Below are 15,840 nucleotides of genomic sequence, written 5' to 3' on the forward strand. Positions count from 1 at the left end.
TCAGAGGCCTCTCCCAAGTTTCAAAATGGGTCAGGCTTAAGTTTGCTGCAATGAATATCAAAAAATATGCTCTCCATGTGGCTTCATGAAGAGCTTTTTTGTTGTTATTTGAGGTTTAATGCGGGGTTTTTTGACGAGCTGGAAAGAGCAGCGTATAGCTGCTCTTTGAATGCATATTTAACGGTGATGGCTGCTGTGGCTGATACTTCCGCCGTGGGAGTGACCACCGCCGCCGCCTCGGCTTCCACCGCTGCTGCTTGACTGTATCCTGTGTTTTGTAACATAGGTACGCATGAGAGTATCCGACCTCTCGATGAATTTTGCATTTTCATTTGAAAGGTAGATGCTCGGACTTGTTTTGGACTTGAACTTATACCTGCTCTTTGCCACAAAGTAGGAGATAAGTGCTGTGAGAGCGCCTATGAGCTCAGCCACAACGCATATGATGAGCTTCAGTACAGGCGGCTTGCTTGTGGTGACATAGGTCTTTCCGCCTTTATCGTATACATACACGGGCGGAGTTGCTGTGCTGTCGTGGTAGTAGCCTGAAATGTCATTAGAGTTGTAATACGATTCAAGAAGCGAACAGAAATTGGTCACTGTGTTCGTGATATGCTCGGGATACACAGGGCCGTATGAAGGCGGCAGGTATTCATCGAGTATGGAAAACATTGACTGACAGGTCGAATCGGGGAATATAAGGCTCGTTCTTGCACTTTTTGCGATGTCATCGCAGGCAGGAGACTTGCCTGATATGTCGATATAGTACAGCAGACCGTCGGTATTCTCGCCAAAAACCGAGTTGTACTTATTTGCAGTAAAGTCCCTTACGTCGTCATCTGAGTAGCCGCTTCTTGACGAATCAGGGAGGAATATGAGGATATTCATATTCAGCTTCTTTGAACAGTCGCGGACGATCTCTTTAAGCTCCGAGAGCGTCTGCGGATCGTCGTCGAAGATGCCGTTCTCATCAATGATGCCTGATTTGCCGTAGTCTCCGTCGAAGCCGACATAGCGGTTTTCCGTGCCTGTGCGGAAAGCTATGAGATAGTCTGTCAGGCATATGCCTGCAATAATTGCGATAATGCAGAGAAAAACTTTGAGGCCGTTACTTGTTTTTTTCATCAGAACAGAGCACCTCCGAAAAGTATTATTGCAGCTGCCACAGCTGCGCCGACTGCGCCGCATACAGCTGCGAGCCTGCCCTTAGAGAGCGGCGGTGTACCTGCCAGCTTGCCCGTCTGACCGTTTATAGCGAATTCGTACATCTTATCATTATACTTGTAAGTCATGAACCATACAGGCAGCATCATGTAGCTCCAGTTTGTGTTCATGATATTGTACTGCTCAACTGACGGGGAAACCGAAGAATATCCCGTGATAGTGCTCTTTACGAAATTTTTGCAAGCCTGATCGGAGCGCACACGTATACGCGGGAACACCTGAGCCTTATCCACGTCGTACTTATCGGCATAGAAACCACTGAGGTATGACATGGAGAAATCTTTAAGCTCCTTGTAGTCATACGGCTCGATAGCTTCCATAAGGAGGTCGTCGATCTTGGTCTCGCCGTCGGCAGGGATACCCTTTGTAAGGAGGCTGCAATTACGGATAATGCGGTATTCCTTTGTTTCCACATAGCGGTAGTTGCCCGATGTCCAGCTGCGGAGCTGTTTGCCGACAGCGCGGTAATCGACGTTGACGTTACAGTCTGCTACCCAGAACGGCACGTAAAGTCCCGTGAGTTTTTCCAGCTGCTGCTGGGACTTGAAGTCCTTGGGAACGAACCAGCGCTTGCCTATCCATTTCTGGAAGCTGCTGATAGCATTTTCCTTTGTGAGCTTGAAGCCTATGATCTTGTCGGGCTTGAACTCGCCGCCCATTTTGCCTGCCAAGATGACGGGGTTATGGCAATAATAGCAGAATGTTGCCGTCTGCTGATCGTCAGCCATTATCTCGGCACCGCAGCTCTTGCAGCGGTAGAGCTGAGTGTGGTTCTCGAATTCCTCTTTCATCTGGACAGCTTCTTCCGGAATGCTGTTTTCAGTATTAGCGCAGATATTCTTTATCTCATCGACAGTGAAAGAGCTGAGACAGTACTCACAGTCGAGCTTTTGCGTGGCAGGATTGAATTTCAGATCCGCACTGCAATTGGGACATTTGTATTCAACTGATTCCAAAAATTACCAACTCCTTTACGCGGCGCAGAAGCTTTCCGTGGAAAAAGGCGCAGCGTATGATTCTATATCATGTACGGCATAGACCGATAGATATATATTACCATATCTGTGGGAATTTTTCAATAGAAAAAAGTGAAAAATTATAATATTTACGGGGTTGAGGTAAAATAAAAAAGAATAACAATTTGTTTACCCTTGACAAAATAATTGAAATACCATATAATTGTAATATGCACAATTATTACTACAACCTGTAAAAGAAAGGGATGACGATATGAGATACAAATTTTCAGAACTTACACCCGAGATAGTTCATCTTGCAGAAATGTCACTTGAAGGATACAGAATTGATCCCGAGCTTTACACTCAGTATGATGTAAAAAGGGGGCTTCGTGATATAAACGGCAGCGGCGTTGTTGCAGGTCTTACAAATATAAGTACCATAAAGGTACTGGATCTTGGCGACGGTATGCCAAATCACGGCGACGGAAAGTTATATTACAGAGGAATTGATGTCGAAGATATCGTCGCCGGATTCATAAAGGAAAAGCGCTTCGGTTACGAAGAAACAGTGTACCTGCTCCTGTTCGGCAAGATGCCGACGGAGAACGAACTGGCACAGTTCAGAACGATACTTGCGGATTTCAGAGAGCTTCCTTCAAATTTCATGAGGGACGTAATAATGAAAGCTCCTACCGATAATATGATGAATACCCTCGCAAAGAGCGTACTTTCACTGTATTCATACGACGACAGGGCAAATGATATATCTATACCCAATGTGCTCCGCCAGAGCGTTGAGCTTATCACCCTTTTCCCTGTGATATCGGTATACGCTTATCATGCATATAAATACGCAAGACTTGGCGGAAGCCTTTTCATACACAGTCCCCGTCCCGAGCTCTCCATAGCCGAGAATATACTCTATATGCTACGTGAGGACAGAAAGTACACCGAGCTTGAAGCGCGGATACTCGACCTCGCACTGGTTCTCCATGCAGAGCACGGCGGCGGAAACAACTCTACATTCACGGTACACGTTGTTTCATCGTCAGGCACTGATACCTATTCGGCGATAGCTGCCGCACTTGGCTCACTGAAAGGCCCGAAGCACGGCGGTGCAAATATCAAGGTGGCAATGATGGTCGATGATATGAAGCAGAACGTTAAGGACTGGACTGACGAGGAGGAAGTAAAAGCCTATCTGCGCAAACTGCTCCATAAGGAGGCGTTCGACCGCACAGGACTTATCTATGGTATGGGTCACGCGGTTTACTCTCAGTCAGACCCGAGAGCAAAGGTGTTCAAGGGATTCGTCGAGAAGCTCAGCTCCGAAAAAGGCAGACACGAGGAATTCGCACTGTATTCGCTGGTAGAGCGTCTTGCGCCCGAAGTCATCGCCGAGGAGCGCCGCATATACAAGGGTGTATGTGCTAATGTGGACTTTTACAGCGGTTTCGTATATCGTATGCTCGGCATACCCGACGAACTCTTCACACCGCTGTTCGCAACATCGAGGATCGCAGGTTGGTCGGCGCACAGGATAGAGGAGCTCATCAATTCCAACAAGATAATCCGCCCTGCATATAAAGCTATATCGCCCATGCGCGAGTATACCGACATGGAAAACAGAATAGACTGAGCATGGGTGCAAGAGATAAACAAGCTAAAAAACATTTAAAAAGGAATGTGATATAAATGAAGAACACAGCAGAATTATTTGAATGGAAAGGAACTACCTGCGTGAAACTGTGCGCAGGCGGCTATGAAGCATGGGTAGCCAATGAGATAGGCTCTAACGTTATCCGCCTACGCGACAACGTGAACGGACTTGAGTTCTTCCGCTTTAACGCTGACAATACTGCCGATACCATAAAGCAGTCCGCAGAGGTATGGGGACTTCCCACACTGTACCTGCCTAACCGCTTTGCAGACGGTGTGCTCAAAACTTCGGACGCTGTATATCAGCTCCCTGTGAACGAAAAAGCTCCCTACAACAACCATATCCACGGCTTCCTCCACAAGAGAGCGCACGAAGTCGTTGAATACAAGGCTGATGACAACTGCGCATGGGTAAAGACAAGATACGTGTACGACGAGAAGGACGAGTTCTTTAAGTATCTTCCCGTAAGATTCACAGCAGAATATACTTTCACCCTCTCCGAGCAGGGACTTGAACAGAATATACGCTTTATTAATACTGACGGCGTAAAGGTGCTCCCTATGTCGCTGGCTTCGCATACAACTATCAATTCGCCTTTCGTGGACGGGGCAAAGGAAGAAGATATCCGTCTGACAGTACCGATAGGAAAGCGCTGTGAACTCAATGAGCGCTGTCTGCCCACAGAACAGCTGAAAGCTCCCACAATGCACGACCTTGAATACAAGAACGGCGCAAAGAAGCCTGTATTGCAGGTTGTCGACAACGAGATGTATTTCGGCGAGTGTACTGACCTTGACGGCGAGAAGTTCCACGGCGTTATCGCAGTGGATATCGCAAGCGGCAAGAAGCTCTGCTATGAGGTATCCGAGGAGTACGGCTTCTGGATAATCTGGAACGACCGCGGCTTCAATCATTACTTCTGTCCTGAGCCGATGACAGCTATGATAGATGCTCCGAACCTGAGCCTGCCTGCTGATGTTACAGGCTACCGCGAGATAAAGCCGGGCGATACTTTCGAGACCCACCAGAGATTTTTCACAAAGCTTTGATAAAATGGGCGGATATTATCCGCCTTGCGAATTAAAAAAGCTCCCGAATATCGGGAGCTTTTTTATCTTATGCGTTCATTCCAAGCTCGATAGCCTTGAAGTTGTTAGGGATAAGTGCTGCCTTCTTAGGCGGTACTACCTTTTCAATTGCCTTCTGCATTGTCTCAAGTGAGCAGATATTTGTCTCCTTGAGGAGCTTACCGAGAAGAATGATATTTGATCCGCCCTTGAGAGCATTATCGTCAGCCATCTGCTGTGATGGGATACCATACAGCTCGATGTCTGTTCTGTCTGTCTCAGGCTCGATCATTGTGCTGTCGAAGAATACCTTACCGCCAGGACGTACACAGCTTACAAACTTGTCGAATGAAGGCTGGTTCATAGCGATGAGGAGATGTGGTGTGAGTACGAGAGGTGAACCGATCGGATCATCAGAGATAGTAACTGAACAGTTACAAGTACCGCCTCTCATCTCAGGACCGTATGAAGGGAGCCATGAAAGCTCCTTATTGTCCATAAGTCCGCAGTATGCAAGGATCTTTCCTGCGAAGAGTATACCCTGTCCGCCGAAGCCTGCGAGAAGGATCTCAGTAGTAGCCATTACTCGTTACCTCCTTCTGTCTTTGGGAATACTCCCTCTTCAACGTCCTTGTATACGCCGAGAGGATAGTACGGGATCATTTCGTCCTGAAGTCTCTTGATAGCGTCAAGAGGAGCAAGTCCCCAGTTTGTAGGACAAGTTGAAAGTACCTCTACGATAGAGAAACCCTTTCCTGCCTTCTGGTTCTCGAATGCCTTGCGGATAGCCTTCTTAGCAGCCTTGATGTGAGGAACGCTGTCTACTGCTACACGCTCAGCGTAAGCTGTACCTGTGAGCTGTGAGAGCATCTCGCACACCTTTACAGGATAACCTGCGAGCTCAGGGCTTCTTCCGAAAGGTGTTGTCTGTGTTACCTGTCCAGGAAGTGTTGTAGGAGCCATCTGACCGCCTGTCATTCCGTAGATAGTGTTGTTTATGAAGATAACAACGATATTCTCGCCTCTTGTTGCAACGTGTACTGTTTCAGCTGTACCGATAGCAGCGAGGTCGCCGTCGCCCTGATATGTAAATACGAACTTGTCAGGGTTTGTACGCTTTACGCCTGTTGCTACAGCCGGAGCACGTCCGTGTGCAGCCTCGATCATATCACAGTTAAAATAATCATATGCCATTACTGAGCAGCCAACAGGACATACGCCTATTGTATCGCCCTCGATGCCCATTTCGTCGATGACTTCACAGAGTATTCTGTGTACTATACCGTGTGTACAGCCAGGGCAGTAATGTGTAGGAACGTCGATGAGCGACTTTGGTCTTTCAAATACTACAGCCATCAGAGAGCACCTCCCATTCTCTTGATCTCGCCCAATACCTCAGCAGGTGTCGGGATAACGCCGCCTGTTCTTCCGAAGAACTCTACAGGCTTTGAGCAGTTGATAGCAAGCTTGATATCCTCGATCATCTGTCCCATTGACATCTCTACGCTGAGAAGCTTCTTAGCGTTCTTAGCAGCCTCATTGATCTCCTTTACAGGGAATGGCCACAGTGTCTTAGGACGGAAGAGACCTGCCTTGATGCCCTGTGCTCTTGCGTCGTTTACAGCAGACTTTGCAACTCTTGCTGTTGCACCGAATGCACATACGAGCACGTCGCAGTCCTCTGTGAGGTAAAGCTCAGCTTCTGTCTCTGTCTCCTTGATGATCTCGTATCTCTTGTAGCGGTCGAGGATCGAGTTCTCAAGCTCATCAGGCTTGAGGTAGAGGGAGTTGATGATATGGTGCTCTCTCTTCATCTTGTGACCGTTAGCAGCCCAGCTGCTCTTATCGTAAGCGTCAGGGTTGATCTCAGGGAATGTAACAGGCTCCATCATCTGTCCGAGAAGTCCGTCTGCGAGGATCATTGCAGGCATACGGTACTTATCAGCGCGGTCGAAAGCCTTTACAACGTAGTCTACCATTTCCTGTACTGATGCAGGAGCATATACGAGAAGCTGGAAGTCGCCGTGGCCGAGAGCCTTTGTAGCCTGCCAGTAGTCAGCCTGTGATGGCTGGATACCGCCCAGACCTGGGCCGCCTCTTTCTACGTTGATGATAACAGCAGGAAGGTCTGAACCTGCTATGTATGAAACGCCTTCGCTCTTGAGTGAGATTCCGGGTGATGATGATGATGTCATTGCACGAACACCTGTTGATGCTGCGCCGAGTACCATATTGATTGCAGCGATCTCGGACTCTGCCTGTAAGAATACGCCGCCTGCCTTATGCATACGCTTTGCCATATAAGCGGCAAGCTCTGTCTGAGGAGTGATCGGATAGCCGAAGAAGCATTTACAGCCTGCTCTTATAGCAGCTTCTGCCAGCGCTTCGTTACCCTTCATAAGATTTCTTTCCAAAGCTAAACAGCTCCTTTCGATCATAAATAATTATTTTTGAATAACGATAGCGCAGTCAGGGCACATAGTTGCACACATTGCACAGCTTATGCAAGCTGACTGGTCAGTACACTCTGCGTAGAAATATCCCTTTTTGTTACGATGTTCTTTCTGAAGAACAACGATCTTCTTAGGACAGGCAGCTGTACAAAGTCCGCAGCCCTTGCAGCGCTCTGTAATAACTGTCATCTTTTCCATACACCATTCGCTCCTTTCAGATTGATTAATTCTATGGTCTAATCAGGAATTCGGGGTTCGGAATCCGAGATCACGCCATTACAGACTTGATTCCGCATTCCGAATTCCGCATTCCGAATTATCTTATCCCCAGACGGGCTTTACATATATCTTTGCGGGGAATACGTCGGGCTTATCCGAAAGCTCTGCGATATCCTCGGGATATACGGTATATTTTACAGGTAGCCCTGTGAGCTTTGAGGTCTCCTCTGCGAAACTGCGTGACTGCTCGATGATATCCAATGTAGTCTCGCAGCCGAGGTTCGTATTATTTATGATAGCGGTGTGCTTCATACGTGCAGCCGCCTCGATCTCATACATCAGCTTTGTTACTTCCTCAGCGGTATTCGTGAGGTAACGGCGCTGATTTATGACATAATACATCTCGATATTGTCCTTGAACTGCTCCAGTTCGTCGGCATAGCGTCCGAGAGCGACAGCTCCTGCGTCGTCGCCGCCAACGTCGATGATAAGGCAGTCCTCATCCATAGCCAGTTCCACAACGTCGAACTGTATCGACGGGATATCGAGGTTGCTCCTTGCGAAATCGGGAGCAATGAGCCTTATGCCTTTTTCCTCGAACAGATCGCGGAAATCGGCTGTTCGGAAATAGGGATTGACTATATCAAGATCGACTATAGCTGCCGACTTGCCCTCTGCTGCGGCTTTTACCGCAAGGTTTACGGAGAAATTCGTCTTTCCGCTGCCATAGTGACCTGTAATTATCTTAATATTTTTCATAGTTATCCTCTTGAATAAGTTTATAAAAAATCCTACAAACTATATTATACCACGTTAAAGCACTAATTGCAAGTGGAATTTTTTGTATCCGTCTTTTTATTTTTTGTGAAAGCAGGCAAAAGCCCCGACAATGCGTCGGGGCTTGATGTCACTTAATTTATCATAATGAGTTATCAAACAATAATGCCGAAATATGGATAATCAAATGTCTGACCGCCGTAATAGCTCGATACTGAACCACGGTCTACCCAAATGCCTACATCGTTCATTGCTGTCAGTCCCTCTTCCTTTATCAGTAACTCTACATCTTCATATGATCCATATGCTCCGTATTCCCTTTCATTCTGAGTTCCGATCGAGAGATTATCGCTTGCTGCATCGTATACAGGATATGATGCACAGAAATATCCCATATGAGCTGTTACAAATGTCAAAGCTCCGCTGCTGCTCTCGTAGAAACCTGTGTACGAACCACGGAACATATCTCCGATAACCTTCAGGTCAGGGTTATATACCGTTATCGAAGATTCTACATCATAACGTCCGTGCTTGATGATAAGTTCGGGAGTACCGTCACCTGTCAGGTCTTTTAAAGCATAATTGAGCTGAAGGCTTTCGCCGCTCGAAACTGCTTCGTCTACCATATTTGTTATCAAATTACGGTAGTTTTCCTGATAGCTCTGATTGAGTCTTCCCACAAAAGTATCAACCTGAGAAGGTGTTTCAACAGCAGTTGTAACATTTGAATTCGGAACACCTACGACTTGAACATTTGTCTCCGCAGCTGCTTCCTGTGCTGATGTGGAAACAGTCGTAGTCGCCTGTGTTGATGTTGTCGTAACGGCAGATGATGCATTTACCGTTGTTTCTGTGCTCTTCTTATCCGTTGTGACAGCTGTTACTGTTGGAGTACCGCCGCCGCCTTTGGAAATTTTGCTGCCACCGTGCATAAATGCTACACTTCCGATAACAACTCCTGCAATAAGCATCATAGATGCTGCTGTGACCATTGATTTTACCCATATTGGTCTTTTTACGCGATCAACTCCGCTTACAACGGTTTCTTCTATAATATTATTCTCTCTCATTGTTCTTTCCTTCTCTTTCTTTTTTATTTTATAGTCTCTTTCGCACTTTCCAAGCAGCTTTTCAAGCTTCTCGTCGTCGATATCAGGTCCCATATCAGTAAGATCCTTCATAATCTCGTCCTCTGCATTCTCAAGTATATCAAATACATTCTTCTTATTCACAGTAATTCCTCCTTTAGCCTGTTATACCTGCTTCGGAAAGCTTTCTGCGAAGCTTTTCCATAGCCCTTGTACACCGCGAACGCACTGACGAAGCTGTCATCGAAACTGTTTTCGCTATCTCCGATGATTTGCGGTTATAGTAGAATTTCTGTATAAGTATCACGGAATCAGGTTCGCCGAGCTCTTTTATCTTCTGTAGAAGGATACTTCGGAGTTCCGAGCTTTCAACGCGCTCATCAACGCTGAAATCAGAAACAAGCTCAGCCATATCATCTTCGTCTGCATATGCGTTATAGCTGTTTTCGGCTGACAGGACTCTGAAGCGGTCTATAGACTTGCGCTTGGCTATCGTTCCGATATAGCCCTTGATATCATTTACGTATTTCTCATCGTACTCAAACTTTATAAATATATCCGTGAATACGTCACAGAAGCACTCCTCTATGTCCTCCCGTGCAGCGCAGCTTCTCAGCTTATTGAATACTATTGCATAGACATACCTGCCGTACTCCTTCATCAGTCTCCTGTGGCACTGCTCTGGAGATATTCTGAGGAGCTCATTCAACTCGTTTCCTGTCATGTTCTTCCCTCCTTCTGTTTTTTCGTCAACGACGAAATGCTTTATGTTCAAGATCGACCTTTCATAAATAACATTCGGCAAAAAAATAAAAGTGCTGCAAAAAACTAAAAAAAATTTCAGCAGAAAAGAAAAAAACCCCCGACCTCTGTCAGGGGAATTTATACACTGAATTATTCAGCGTCTGTATTCTTTTCGATGTAGTTAACGATGTCGCCTACAGTCTTGATCTCTTCAACAGCCTCGTCAGGAATAGAGATGTCAAACTCATCCTCGATAGTTGTGATAAGGTCTACTACGTCAAGTGAATCAGCACCGAGATCGTCCTGAATATTTGCGTCGAGGTTAACCTCATCTGCCTCTACGCTAAGCTGCTCTGCAATAATATCTTTGAGTTTTTCAAAAATCATTACCAGGTCCTCCGTTTTCTTTTTTATTATTTATCCTGAAAAACGTCTCATTCTGTGAATGCTCCGATTTTTCTAAATTTAGTATAGCGTTCTTTAAGCAAAACGTCAATATCTTTTTTACATTTTTCCGGAATTTTTTGTGACAAATATTCTTTTATATTTTCCGAAATTTTGTCTAAATCGTTATGTGCGCCTCCGAGAGGTTCTTCGATGATAGCCTCTGCAACTCCCAGACGCACCATATCTTCGGCAGTTATCTTCATTATCTCGCTTGCTTCCTGCTCGCGTGAAGCGTCCTTCCATAGGATACTTGCGAAGCCTCGGGGCGACAATACTGAATATTCCGCATTCTCAAGCATGGCAAGCTCGTCACACACGCCGAGAGCAAGTGCTCCGCCGCTTCCGCCTTCGCCGAGAACGATGGATATAATAGGTGTGCGCAGCGTCATGAACTCTGCGATATTCTTAGCGATAGCTTCGCCCTGTCCGCGCTCCTCGGCTGCAACGCCGCAGAAAGCACCGGGGGTGTCTATGAAGCATATTATGGGACGGTGGAATTTCTCAGCCTGACGCGCAAGTCTGAGAGCCTTTCTGTAGCCCTCGGGGTGAGGCATAGCAAAATTGCAGTTCTTGTTCTCATTTATGTCCCTGCCCTTTACCTCTGCGATAATGGTCACGGGATCACCGTCAAGTCTCGCAAGACCGCCGATGATAGCTCTGTCGTCGCCGAAAAGTCTGTCACCGTGCATCTCGTACCAGTCTGTGAATATCTGTGGGATATAGTCCTTTATAGTAGGTCTGCCCTTTGTGTGGATAAGCTGCAAGCGCTCCCACGCTGTTCTTTTCTCCTCCATGGTCACGCCTCCTTTGCATTATAGCCGTGGAGCTTCAGGAGATGCGACAGAACGCTTCTCATCTTTCTGCGCTCGACGATCATGTCCACAAAGCCCTTGTTGTACATGAATTCCGCAAGCTGGAAGTCATCGGGCAGCTTCTGCTTGATAGTGCCCTCGATAACTCGTCTGCCTGCAAAGCCTATAAGCACCTTCGGCTCGGCGATGATGATATCTCCAATAGACGCAAAGCTGGCTGTTACACCGCCTGTTGTAGGGTCTGTCATTACCGATATATACAGTCCGCCCGCTTCGCTGTGGAGCTTTGCAGCGCCCGAAGTCTTAGCCATCTGCATGAGAGAAACGATACCCTCCTGCATACGTGCTCCGCCTGATGCAGTAAACATTACTACAGGAAGCTTTTTCTCTGTGGCGTACTCGAATGCGCGTGTTATCTTTTCGCCGACAACGCTGCCCATTGAGCCCATCATGAAGCGTGAATCCATTATTCCTATGACTACAGGCGAGCCCTTTATAGTAGCTGTACCTGTGATAACTGCTTCGTTGATGCCCGTGCTTGCGCGAAGCTCAGCCTGCTTCTCCGTATAATCAGGAAAATCAAGCGGATTTGCGCTTCTCATGCTGCCGTTGAGTTCCTTGAAGCTGCCCTTGTCAACAGTTATGGCAAGGCGCTCTGTCGATGAAAGTCTGCCGTGATAATTGCACTTGGGGCATACTCTGTGAAGCTCCTCATACTTTGAAAGCGGACTTGTTCCCTGACAGCGCGGACACTTGAACATCGGGGGCTTGTATTCCTCTTCACCGTCGTTGAAGCGTTTCTTTACAACGTTAAAAAAATCTTCAAACAAATCTTTTCTCCCCATTCCCTCTTATTTTTTCTTCTTTTCTTCCATGAATCTTCCAAGGAAGCCTATATCATACTTTCCTGCCTTGAAATCTGCATTCTTGATTATCTCAAGCTGGAAGTCTATATTTGTATCGACACCGTCAACGATAAACTCCGAAAGAGCCCATCTCATCTTGTTGATAGCGTCCTCGCGGTCGGAGCCGTGAGCGATGAGCTTGCTTATCATGGAATCGTAGAAAGGTGTTATGGTATAGCCCTGATATACTGCGCCGTCTATTCTTATTCCCGGACCGCCCGGCATATAGAGTGCCGTGATAGTTCCAGGGGACGGACGGAAGCCCAGTTCAGGGTTCTCGGCATTTATTCTGCACTCGATAGCATGACCGCGCATCTTGATATCCTCCTGCCTGAGTTCAAGAGCCTTTCCGTCAGCTATCTCTATCTGTGCCTTTACGAGGTCAAAGCCTGTTACCTCCTCGGTAATAGGGTGCTCGACCTGTATTCTTGTATTCATTTCCATGAAGTAGAAATCGCGGTTCTCGTCAACGAGGAACTCGATAGTACCTGCGTTGTAGTAGCCGCACTGCTTTGCAGCGGTAACTGCCGCAGCTCCCATTTTTGCACGAAGCTCGGGGCTTACGATAGGGCTGGGACACTCCTCCAGCATCTTCTGGTTGCGGCGCTGCATAGAGCAGTCACGCTCGCAGAGGTGGAGGTAGTTGCCGTGCTTGTCGGCGATTATCTGTATCTCCACATGGTGCGGATTTATGAGGAATTTCTCGATATATACCGCATCGTCGCCAAAGAAGTTCTTAGCCTCCTGCTGAGCAGCCGTCATCTGAGCTTCAAGCTCGTCGGGACTGTCAACACGGCGTATACCGCGTCCGCCGCCGCCTGCCGAAGCCTTTACCAGCACGGGATAGCCTGCCTTGTCAGCTATCTCACGGGCTTCTTCGAGGGACTTTACAGCGCCCTTGGAACCTGGGATAACAGGTACTCCCGCAGCAGCCATAGTCTCCTTTGCAGCAGCCTTGTCGCCGAGCATCTCTATAGACTTATATGAAGGTCCGATGAAAACTATGCCGCTTGCCTCGCAGAGCTTTGCGAATTCGGCATTCTCCGAAAGAAATCCGAATCCCGGGTGTATAGCGTCTGCTCCCGTATTGAGAGCAGCCTGTATTATTGCGTTCATATTGAGATAGCTGTCCTTTGTTGCAGCAGGGCCTATGCATACTGCCTCGTCAGCTATCTGAGCATGGAGAGATTTTCTGTCAGCTGTTGAATATACCGCTACACAGCGTATATTCAGTTCTCTGCAAGCTCTGATTATTCGTACAGCTATCTCGCCTCTGTTGGCGATAAGTACTTTCCTGAACATTTATCTTTTCTCCTGTATGAGTTATTTATTGTCTGTAATAACAAAGGTTATCTCGCATGATACAGCCTTTTCACCGCCTACAGAGGCAGTTGCCTTGCCTGTACCCACAGGTCCGCGCTGACGTATCATCTCCACCTCAAGGTCGAGAACGTCGCCCGGTACTACCTGTCTGCGGAACTTAGCCTTGTCGATGCCGCCGAAAAGACCTAACTTGCCCTTGAACTCAGGCTTTGAAAGCATACAAACAGCTCCTGCCTGTGCCAGCATCTCTACCATGAGAACGCCCGGTGTTACAGGATATCCGGGGAAATGTCCCTTGAACCAGAAATCATCTTCCTTTATGTACTTTCTTGCGTGTACCTTCACACCTACCTCCATATCAACTATCTCGTCGATAAGAAGGAATGGATCGCGGTGTGGGATTATCTCCATGATCTGTTCTTTATTCATAAGTATATCAGCCATTTTCATTACTCCTTGTTATATCATTGTCAGCAAGCATACCCATATCATCTTCGGGTTTTATCCTGTATTTTGCAAAGGGGTCTTCAGGCTCGTCGCTCTCATTTTTCAGACCTGCTCCGTAAACAGCTCCCTTATCTATGCCGTACACCTCGCCGTCCTTGACAAAGCTCTTGTACGAACCGCTGAGCTGCACGAAATGGGGATAGCCTGTTTCGTCCCTGATACTGCTGTCTGTTTTTTCCATCAGGTTTATCAGTATCGGATTCGCAACTGCCAGCGGTATCAATCCGACACAGACCGGCACGAGTATAAGCGACACCGCAAGCACTATCTTCCAGTTGTAGACCTTGCGTATAATTACGAAATACACCAGAAGCAGCAGGCTTATAAGCATCAGTATTATATTCGGTATTATCGTTCCGCTGACCTTATAAAGCGGCGAGAGATTCACGAACACCATTCCTATTGGTATCAGGACGATGTTCGCTGCGATCATTAACCAGAAATCACGCAGGAATCTCCTGCGCTTCTTCTGCATATCCAGCATCAGCTGGTTGTATTCCTTGAACTCTGTATATATCTCCGCAGAGGTGATATTTACGTGCGCTTCGTCTATATTTTCCCGTGTAATGTATTTAAGTTCCATGATTAAAGAAATGTTCCGTCGTGTGGGTGATCCTGATTTATTTTTTCGCGTATGCTGTCGTAGGTAAGCTTTGAAAGATCCCCTGCGCTGCTGTTTACGGTAGTGATGTTAAGTCTCGGGAATGAAGGGTAGCCAAGCTCTTTAGAGAGCTTGTTTTCCTCGTTGCTGTAGTACCATGCCATTCCGAAATTCGCCACAGGGAATATCAGAAACACAAAAGATACCAGAAATGCAGGAAGTGACACAAGACACAGGACATATCTTTCGCGGCAGTCCTTTAAATATACAAAATATGTAACCAGCAGCGTATAGCCGACAAAGCCGACTGCCGCCAGAGCTATGCGCCAGCCCGGTACAATGTCATTGCTTTTTGTCATGATAAGACCTAAAAACAAATGGATAAGCAGTACATACTGGACTATTATCCATATATTGAACAAAGCGTGTACGCGGCGGCGTTTTACGCCGTTCTTCATAGCCTCGATGTTGTAGACACGGGCTTCCGCGAACATTTCGGGAGTAGTTATATTCTTTCCGCCCGAATCTATCGTTTCCTGATCTATGTACTTATAAGTCATTACTTTATGACCATTATAGGCTGGTCAAATTCTACTGCCTGTCCGTCGGATACGAGTATCTGCTCAACAACGCCGTCAAAGTCGGACTGTATCTCGTTCATGAGCTTCATCGACTCGATTATCATGATGACATCGCCCTTCTTGACCTCGTCGCCTGTCTTGACGAAAGGCGGCTTGTCAGGTGACGGAGCGGAATAGAATGTACCAACGATAGGCGATTTCACGATCTTGCCGCTTACTTCCTCAGCCATTGACGCTTCACTTGCAGCAAGTGTGTTCTCAACGGGAGCAGCAGCCTGAACAGGTGCTCCGCCTGCGATAACAGGCATTGGCACAGGCATTGGCGGCGGGCACTTCTTGCCCTTCAGAGTGATTGTCTTGTCTCCGTCTGATATAGTAAGCTCCGAGAGCTCCTTTTTATTTATGATATCAGCCAGCTTCTCAATAGTGTCAAGGTCGATCTGACCGTAGATCTTCTCCATTTATTATCCTCC

Annotated in this window: 19 protein-coding genes; 2 read left to right on the plus strand and 17 right to left on the minus strand. The window is 47.0% G+C overall.

Annotated elements, in window-relative coordinates; genetic code table 11:
* Window positions 1-177: 177 nt before the first annotated feature.
* Both K6G33_RS01795 and K6G33_RS01800 read right to left on the minus strand, forming a co-directional pair.
* Window positions 178-1,125 carry a hypothetical protein gene (locus K6G33_RS01795; protein WP_296775584.1) on the minus strand — a complete coding sequence of 316 codons (948 nt, stop codon included), beginning with the start codon at window positions 1,123-1,125 and terminating at the stop codon, window positions 178-180.
* Window positions 1,125-2,180, minus strand: a complete 1,056-nt coding sequence (locus K6G33_RS01800) for a hypothetical protein (RefSeq protein WP_296775586.1) — start codon at window positions 2,178-2,180, stop codon at window positions 1,125-1,127. The genes K6G33_RS01795 and K6G33_RS01800 overlap by 1 nt, the downstream gene beginning before the upstream one ends.
* Before the next feature lie 274 nt (window positions 2,181-2,454).
* Here K6G33_RS01800 and K6G33_RS01805 point away from each other — a divergent pair, with 274 nt between their 5' ends.
* Both K6G33_RS01805 and K6G33_RS01810 read left to right on the plus strand, forming a co-directional pair.
* A complete protein-coding gene (locus K6G33_RS01805) occupies window positions 2,455-3,822 on the plus strand; it encodes a citrate/2-methylcitrate synthase (protein ID WP_296775587.1) in 1,368 nt (455 codons plus the stop codon).
* A 56-nt stretch (window positions 3,823-3,878) separates the two neighbouring features.
* Window positions 3,879-4,892, plus strand: a complete 1,014-nt coding sequence (locus K6G33_RS01810) for an aldose 1-epimerase (protein ID WP_296775590.1) — start codon at window positions 3,879-3,881, stop codon at window positions 4,890-4,892.
* 67 nt (window positions 4,893-4,959) lie between these two features.
* Here K6G33_RS01810 and K6G33_RS01815 read toward each other — a convergent pair whose 3' ends face one another.
* From K6G33_RS01815 to accB, 15 genes are all read right to left on the minus strand, one after another.
* Complete coding sequence (locus K6G33_RS01815) at window positions 4,960-5,493, minus strand: 2-oxoacid:acceptor oxidoreductase family protein (RefSeq protein ID WP_173449337.1); 534 nt, start codon at window positions 5,491-5,493, stop codon at window positions 4,960-4,962.
* The gene (locus tag K6G33_RS01820) at window positions 5,493-6,266 is read right to left on the minus strand and encodes a thiamine pyrophosphate-dependent enzyme (RefSeq protein ID WP_072950984.1); all 774 of its coding nucleotides are present in this window, start codon (window positions 6,264-6,266) and stop codon (window positions 5,493-5,495) included. Before K6G33_RS01820 ends, K6G33_RS01815 begins: the two co-directional genes overlap by 1 nt.
* Window positions 6,266-7,348 carry a 3-methyl-2-oxobutanoate dehydrogenase subunit VorB gene (locus K6G33_RS01825; RefSeq protein ID WP_173449338.1) on the minus strand — a complete coding sequence of 361 codons (1,083 nt, stop codon included), beginning with the start codon at window positions 7,346-7,348 and terminating at the stop codon, window positions 6,266-6,268. Before K6G33_RS01825 ends, K6G33_RS01820 begins: the two co-directional genes overlap by 1 nt.
* A gap of 6 nt (window positions 7,349-7,354) precedes the next feature.
* Window positions 7,355-7,561, minus strand: a complete 207-nt coding sequence (locus tag K6G33_RS01830; RefSeq protein ID WP_019680241.1) for a 4Fe-4S dicluster domain-containing protein — start codon at window positions 7,559-7,561, stop codon at window positions 7,355-7,357.
* 123 nt (window positions 7,562-7,684) lie between these two features.
* The gene (locus tag K6G33_RS01835) at window positions 7,685-8,341 is read right to left on the minus strand and encodes a cobalamin biosynthesis protein CobQ (protein WP_296775596.1); all 657 of its coding nucleotides are present in this window, start codon (window positions 8,339-8,341) and stop codon (window positions 7,685-7,687) included.
* 173 nt (window positions 8,342-8,514) lie between these two features.
* Window positions 8,515-9,591 (minus strand): hypothetical protein, encoded by a 1,077-nt coding sequence (locus K6G33_RS01840; protein ID WP_296775599.1) that lies wholly within the window; start codon window positions 9,589-9,591, stop codon window positions 8,515-8,517.
* 13 nt (window positions 9,592-9,604) lie between these two features.
* Entirely contained in the window at window positions 9,605-10,171 is a 567-nt protein-coding gene (locus tag K6G33_RS01845; RefSeq protein ID WP_296775601.1) for an RNA polymerase sigma factor, read from the minus strand.
* A gap of 170 nt (window positions 10,172-10,341) precedes the next feature.
* Window positions 10,342-10,578 carry an acyl carrier protein gene (gene acpP, locus K6G33_RS01850; RefSeq protein WP_296775604.1) on the minus strand — a complete coding sequence of 79 codons (237 nt, stop codon included), beginning with the start codon at window positions 10,576-10,578 and terminating at the stop codon, window positions 10,342-10,344.
* A gap of 47 nt (window positions 10,579-10,625) precedes the next feature.
* Window positions 10,626-11,432 (minus strand): acetyl-CoA carboxylase carboxyltransferase subunit alpha, encoded by an 807-nt coding sequence (locus tag K6G33_RS01855; protein ID WP_296775605.1) that lies wholly within the window; start codon window positions 11,430-11,432, stop codon window positions 10,626-10,628.
* Between the two features lie 2 nt (window positions 11,433-11,434).
* Window positions 11,435-12,280: an acetyl-CoA carboxylase, carboxyltransferase subunit beta gene (gene accD, locus K6G33_RS01860; protein ID WP_296775608.1), complete on the minus strand. Its 846-nt coding sequence runs from the start codon at window positions 12,278-12,280 to the stop codon at window positions 11,435-11,437.
* A gap of 21 nt (window positions 12,281-12,301) precedes the next feature.
* Window positions 12,302-13,657: an acetyl-CoA carboxylase biotin carboxylase subunit gene (gene accC / locus K6G33_RS01865; RefSeq protein ID WP_296775610.1), complete on the minus strand. Its 1,356-nt coding sequence runs from the start codon at window positions 13,655-13,657 to the stop codon at window positions 12,302-12,304.
* Window positions 13,658-13,678: 21 nt separating this feature from the next.
* Window positions 13,679-14,122 carry a 3-hydroxyacyl-ACP dehydratase FabZ gene (fabZ, locus tag K6G33_RS01870; protein WP_173449345.1) on the minus strand — a complete coding sequence of 148 codons (444 nt, stop codon included), beginning with the start codon at window positions 14,120-14,122 and terminating at the stop codon, window positions 13,679-13,681.
* Window positions 14,115-14,768 (minus strand): hypothetical protein, encoded by a 654-nt coding sequence (locus tag K6G33_RS01875; RefSeq protein ID WP_296775615.1) that lies wholly within the window; start codon window positions 14,766-14,768, stop codon window positions 14,115-14,117. The genes fabZ and K6G33_RS01875 overlap by 8 nt, the downstream gene beginning before the upstream one ends.
* Window positions 14,769-14,770: 2 nt before the next feature.
* Window positions 14,771-15,346, minus strand: a complete 576-nt coding sequence (locus tag K6G33_RS01880) for a hypothetical protein (protein WP_296775618.1) — start codon at window positions 15,344-15,346, stop codon at window positions 14,771-14,773.
* Window positions 15,346-15,828: an acetyl-CoA carboxylase biotin carboxyl carrier protein gene (gene accB, locus K6G33_RS01885; RefSeq protein ID WP_296775620.1), complete on the minus strand. Its 483-nt coding sequence runs from the start codon at window positions 15,826-15,828 to the stop codon at window positions 15,346-15,348. The genes K6G33_RS01880 and accB overlap by 1 nt, the downstream gene beginning before the upstream one ends.
* Between the last annotated feature and the right edge of the window lie 12 nt (window positions 15,829-15,840).

The organism is Ruminococcus sp. (assembly GCF_024691275.1).
GTDB lineage: Bacteria > Bacillota > Clostridia > Oscillospirales > Ruminococcaceae > Ruminococcus.

Bases quoted from the DNA above. Each gene is read 5' to 3' on its own strand.
- K6G33_RS01795 (WP_296775584.1), bottom strand. From the start codon at position 1,125: ATGAAAAAAACAAGTAACGGCCTCAAAGTTTTTCTCTGCATTATCGCA.
- K6G33_RS01805 (WP_296775587.1), top strand. From the start codon at position 2,455: ATGAGATACAAATTTTCAGAACTTACACCCGAGATAGTTCATCTTGCA.
- K6G33_RS01810 (WP_296775590.1), top strand. From the start codon at position 3,879: ATGAAGAACACAGCAGAATTATTTGAATGGAAAGGAACTACCTGCGTG.
- K6G33_RS01815 (WP_173449337.1), bottom strand. From the start codon at position 5,493: ATGGCTACTACTGAGATCCTTCTCGCAGGCTTCGGCGGACAGGGTATA.
- K6G33_RS01820 (WP_072950984.1), bottom strand. From the start codon at position 6,266: ATGGCTGTAGTATTTGAAAGACCAAAGTCGCTCATCGACGTTCCTACA.
- K6G33_RS01825 (WP_173449338.1), bottom strand. From the start codon at position 7,348: ATGATCGAAAGGAGCTGTTTAGCTTTGGAAAGAAATCTTATGAAGGGT.
- K6G33_RS01830 (WP_019680241.1), bottom strand. From the start codon at position 7,561: ATGGAAAAGATGACAGTTATTACAGAGCGCTGCAAGGGCTGCGGACTT.
- K6G33_RS01835 (WP_296775596.1), bottom strand. From the start codon at position 8,341: ATGAAAAATATTAAGATAATTACAGGTCACTATGGCAGCGGAAAGACG.
- K6G33_RS01845 (WP_296775601.1), bottom strand. From the start codon at position 10,171: ATGACAGGAAACGAGTTGAATGAGCTCCTCAGAATATCTCCAGAGCAG.
- acpP (WP_296775604.1), bottom strand. From the start codon at position 10,578: ATGATTTTTGAAAAACTCAAAGATATTATTGCAGAGCAGCTTAGCGTA.
- K6G33_RS01855 (WP_296775605.1), bottom strand. From the start codon at position 11,432: ATGGAGGAGAAAAGAACAGCGTGGGAGCGCTTGCAGCTTATCCACACA.
- accC (WP_296775610.1), bottom strand. From the start codon at position 13,657: ATGTTCAGGAAAGTACTTATCGCCAACAGAGGCGAGATAGCTGTACGA.
- fabZ (WP_173449345.1), bottom strand. From the start codon at position 14,122: ATGGCTGATATACTTATGAATAAAGAACAGATCATGGAGATAATCCCA.
- K6G33_RS01875 (WP_296775615.1), bottom strand. From the start codon at position 14,768: ATGGAACTTAAATACATTACACGGGAAAATATAGACGAAGCGCACGTA.
- K6G33_RS01880 (WP_296775618.1), bottom strand. From the start codon at position 15,346: ATGACTTATAAGTACATAGATCAGGAAACGATAGATTCGGGCGGAAAG.
- accB (WP_296775620.1), bottom strand. From the start codon at position 15,828: ATGGAGAAGATCTACGGTCAGATCGACCTTGACACTATTGAGAAGCTG.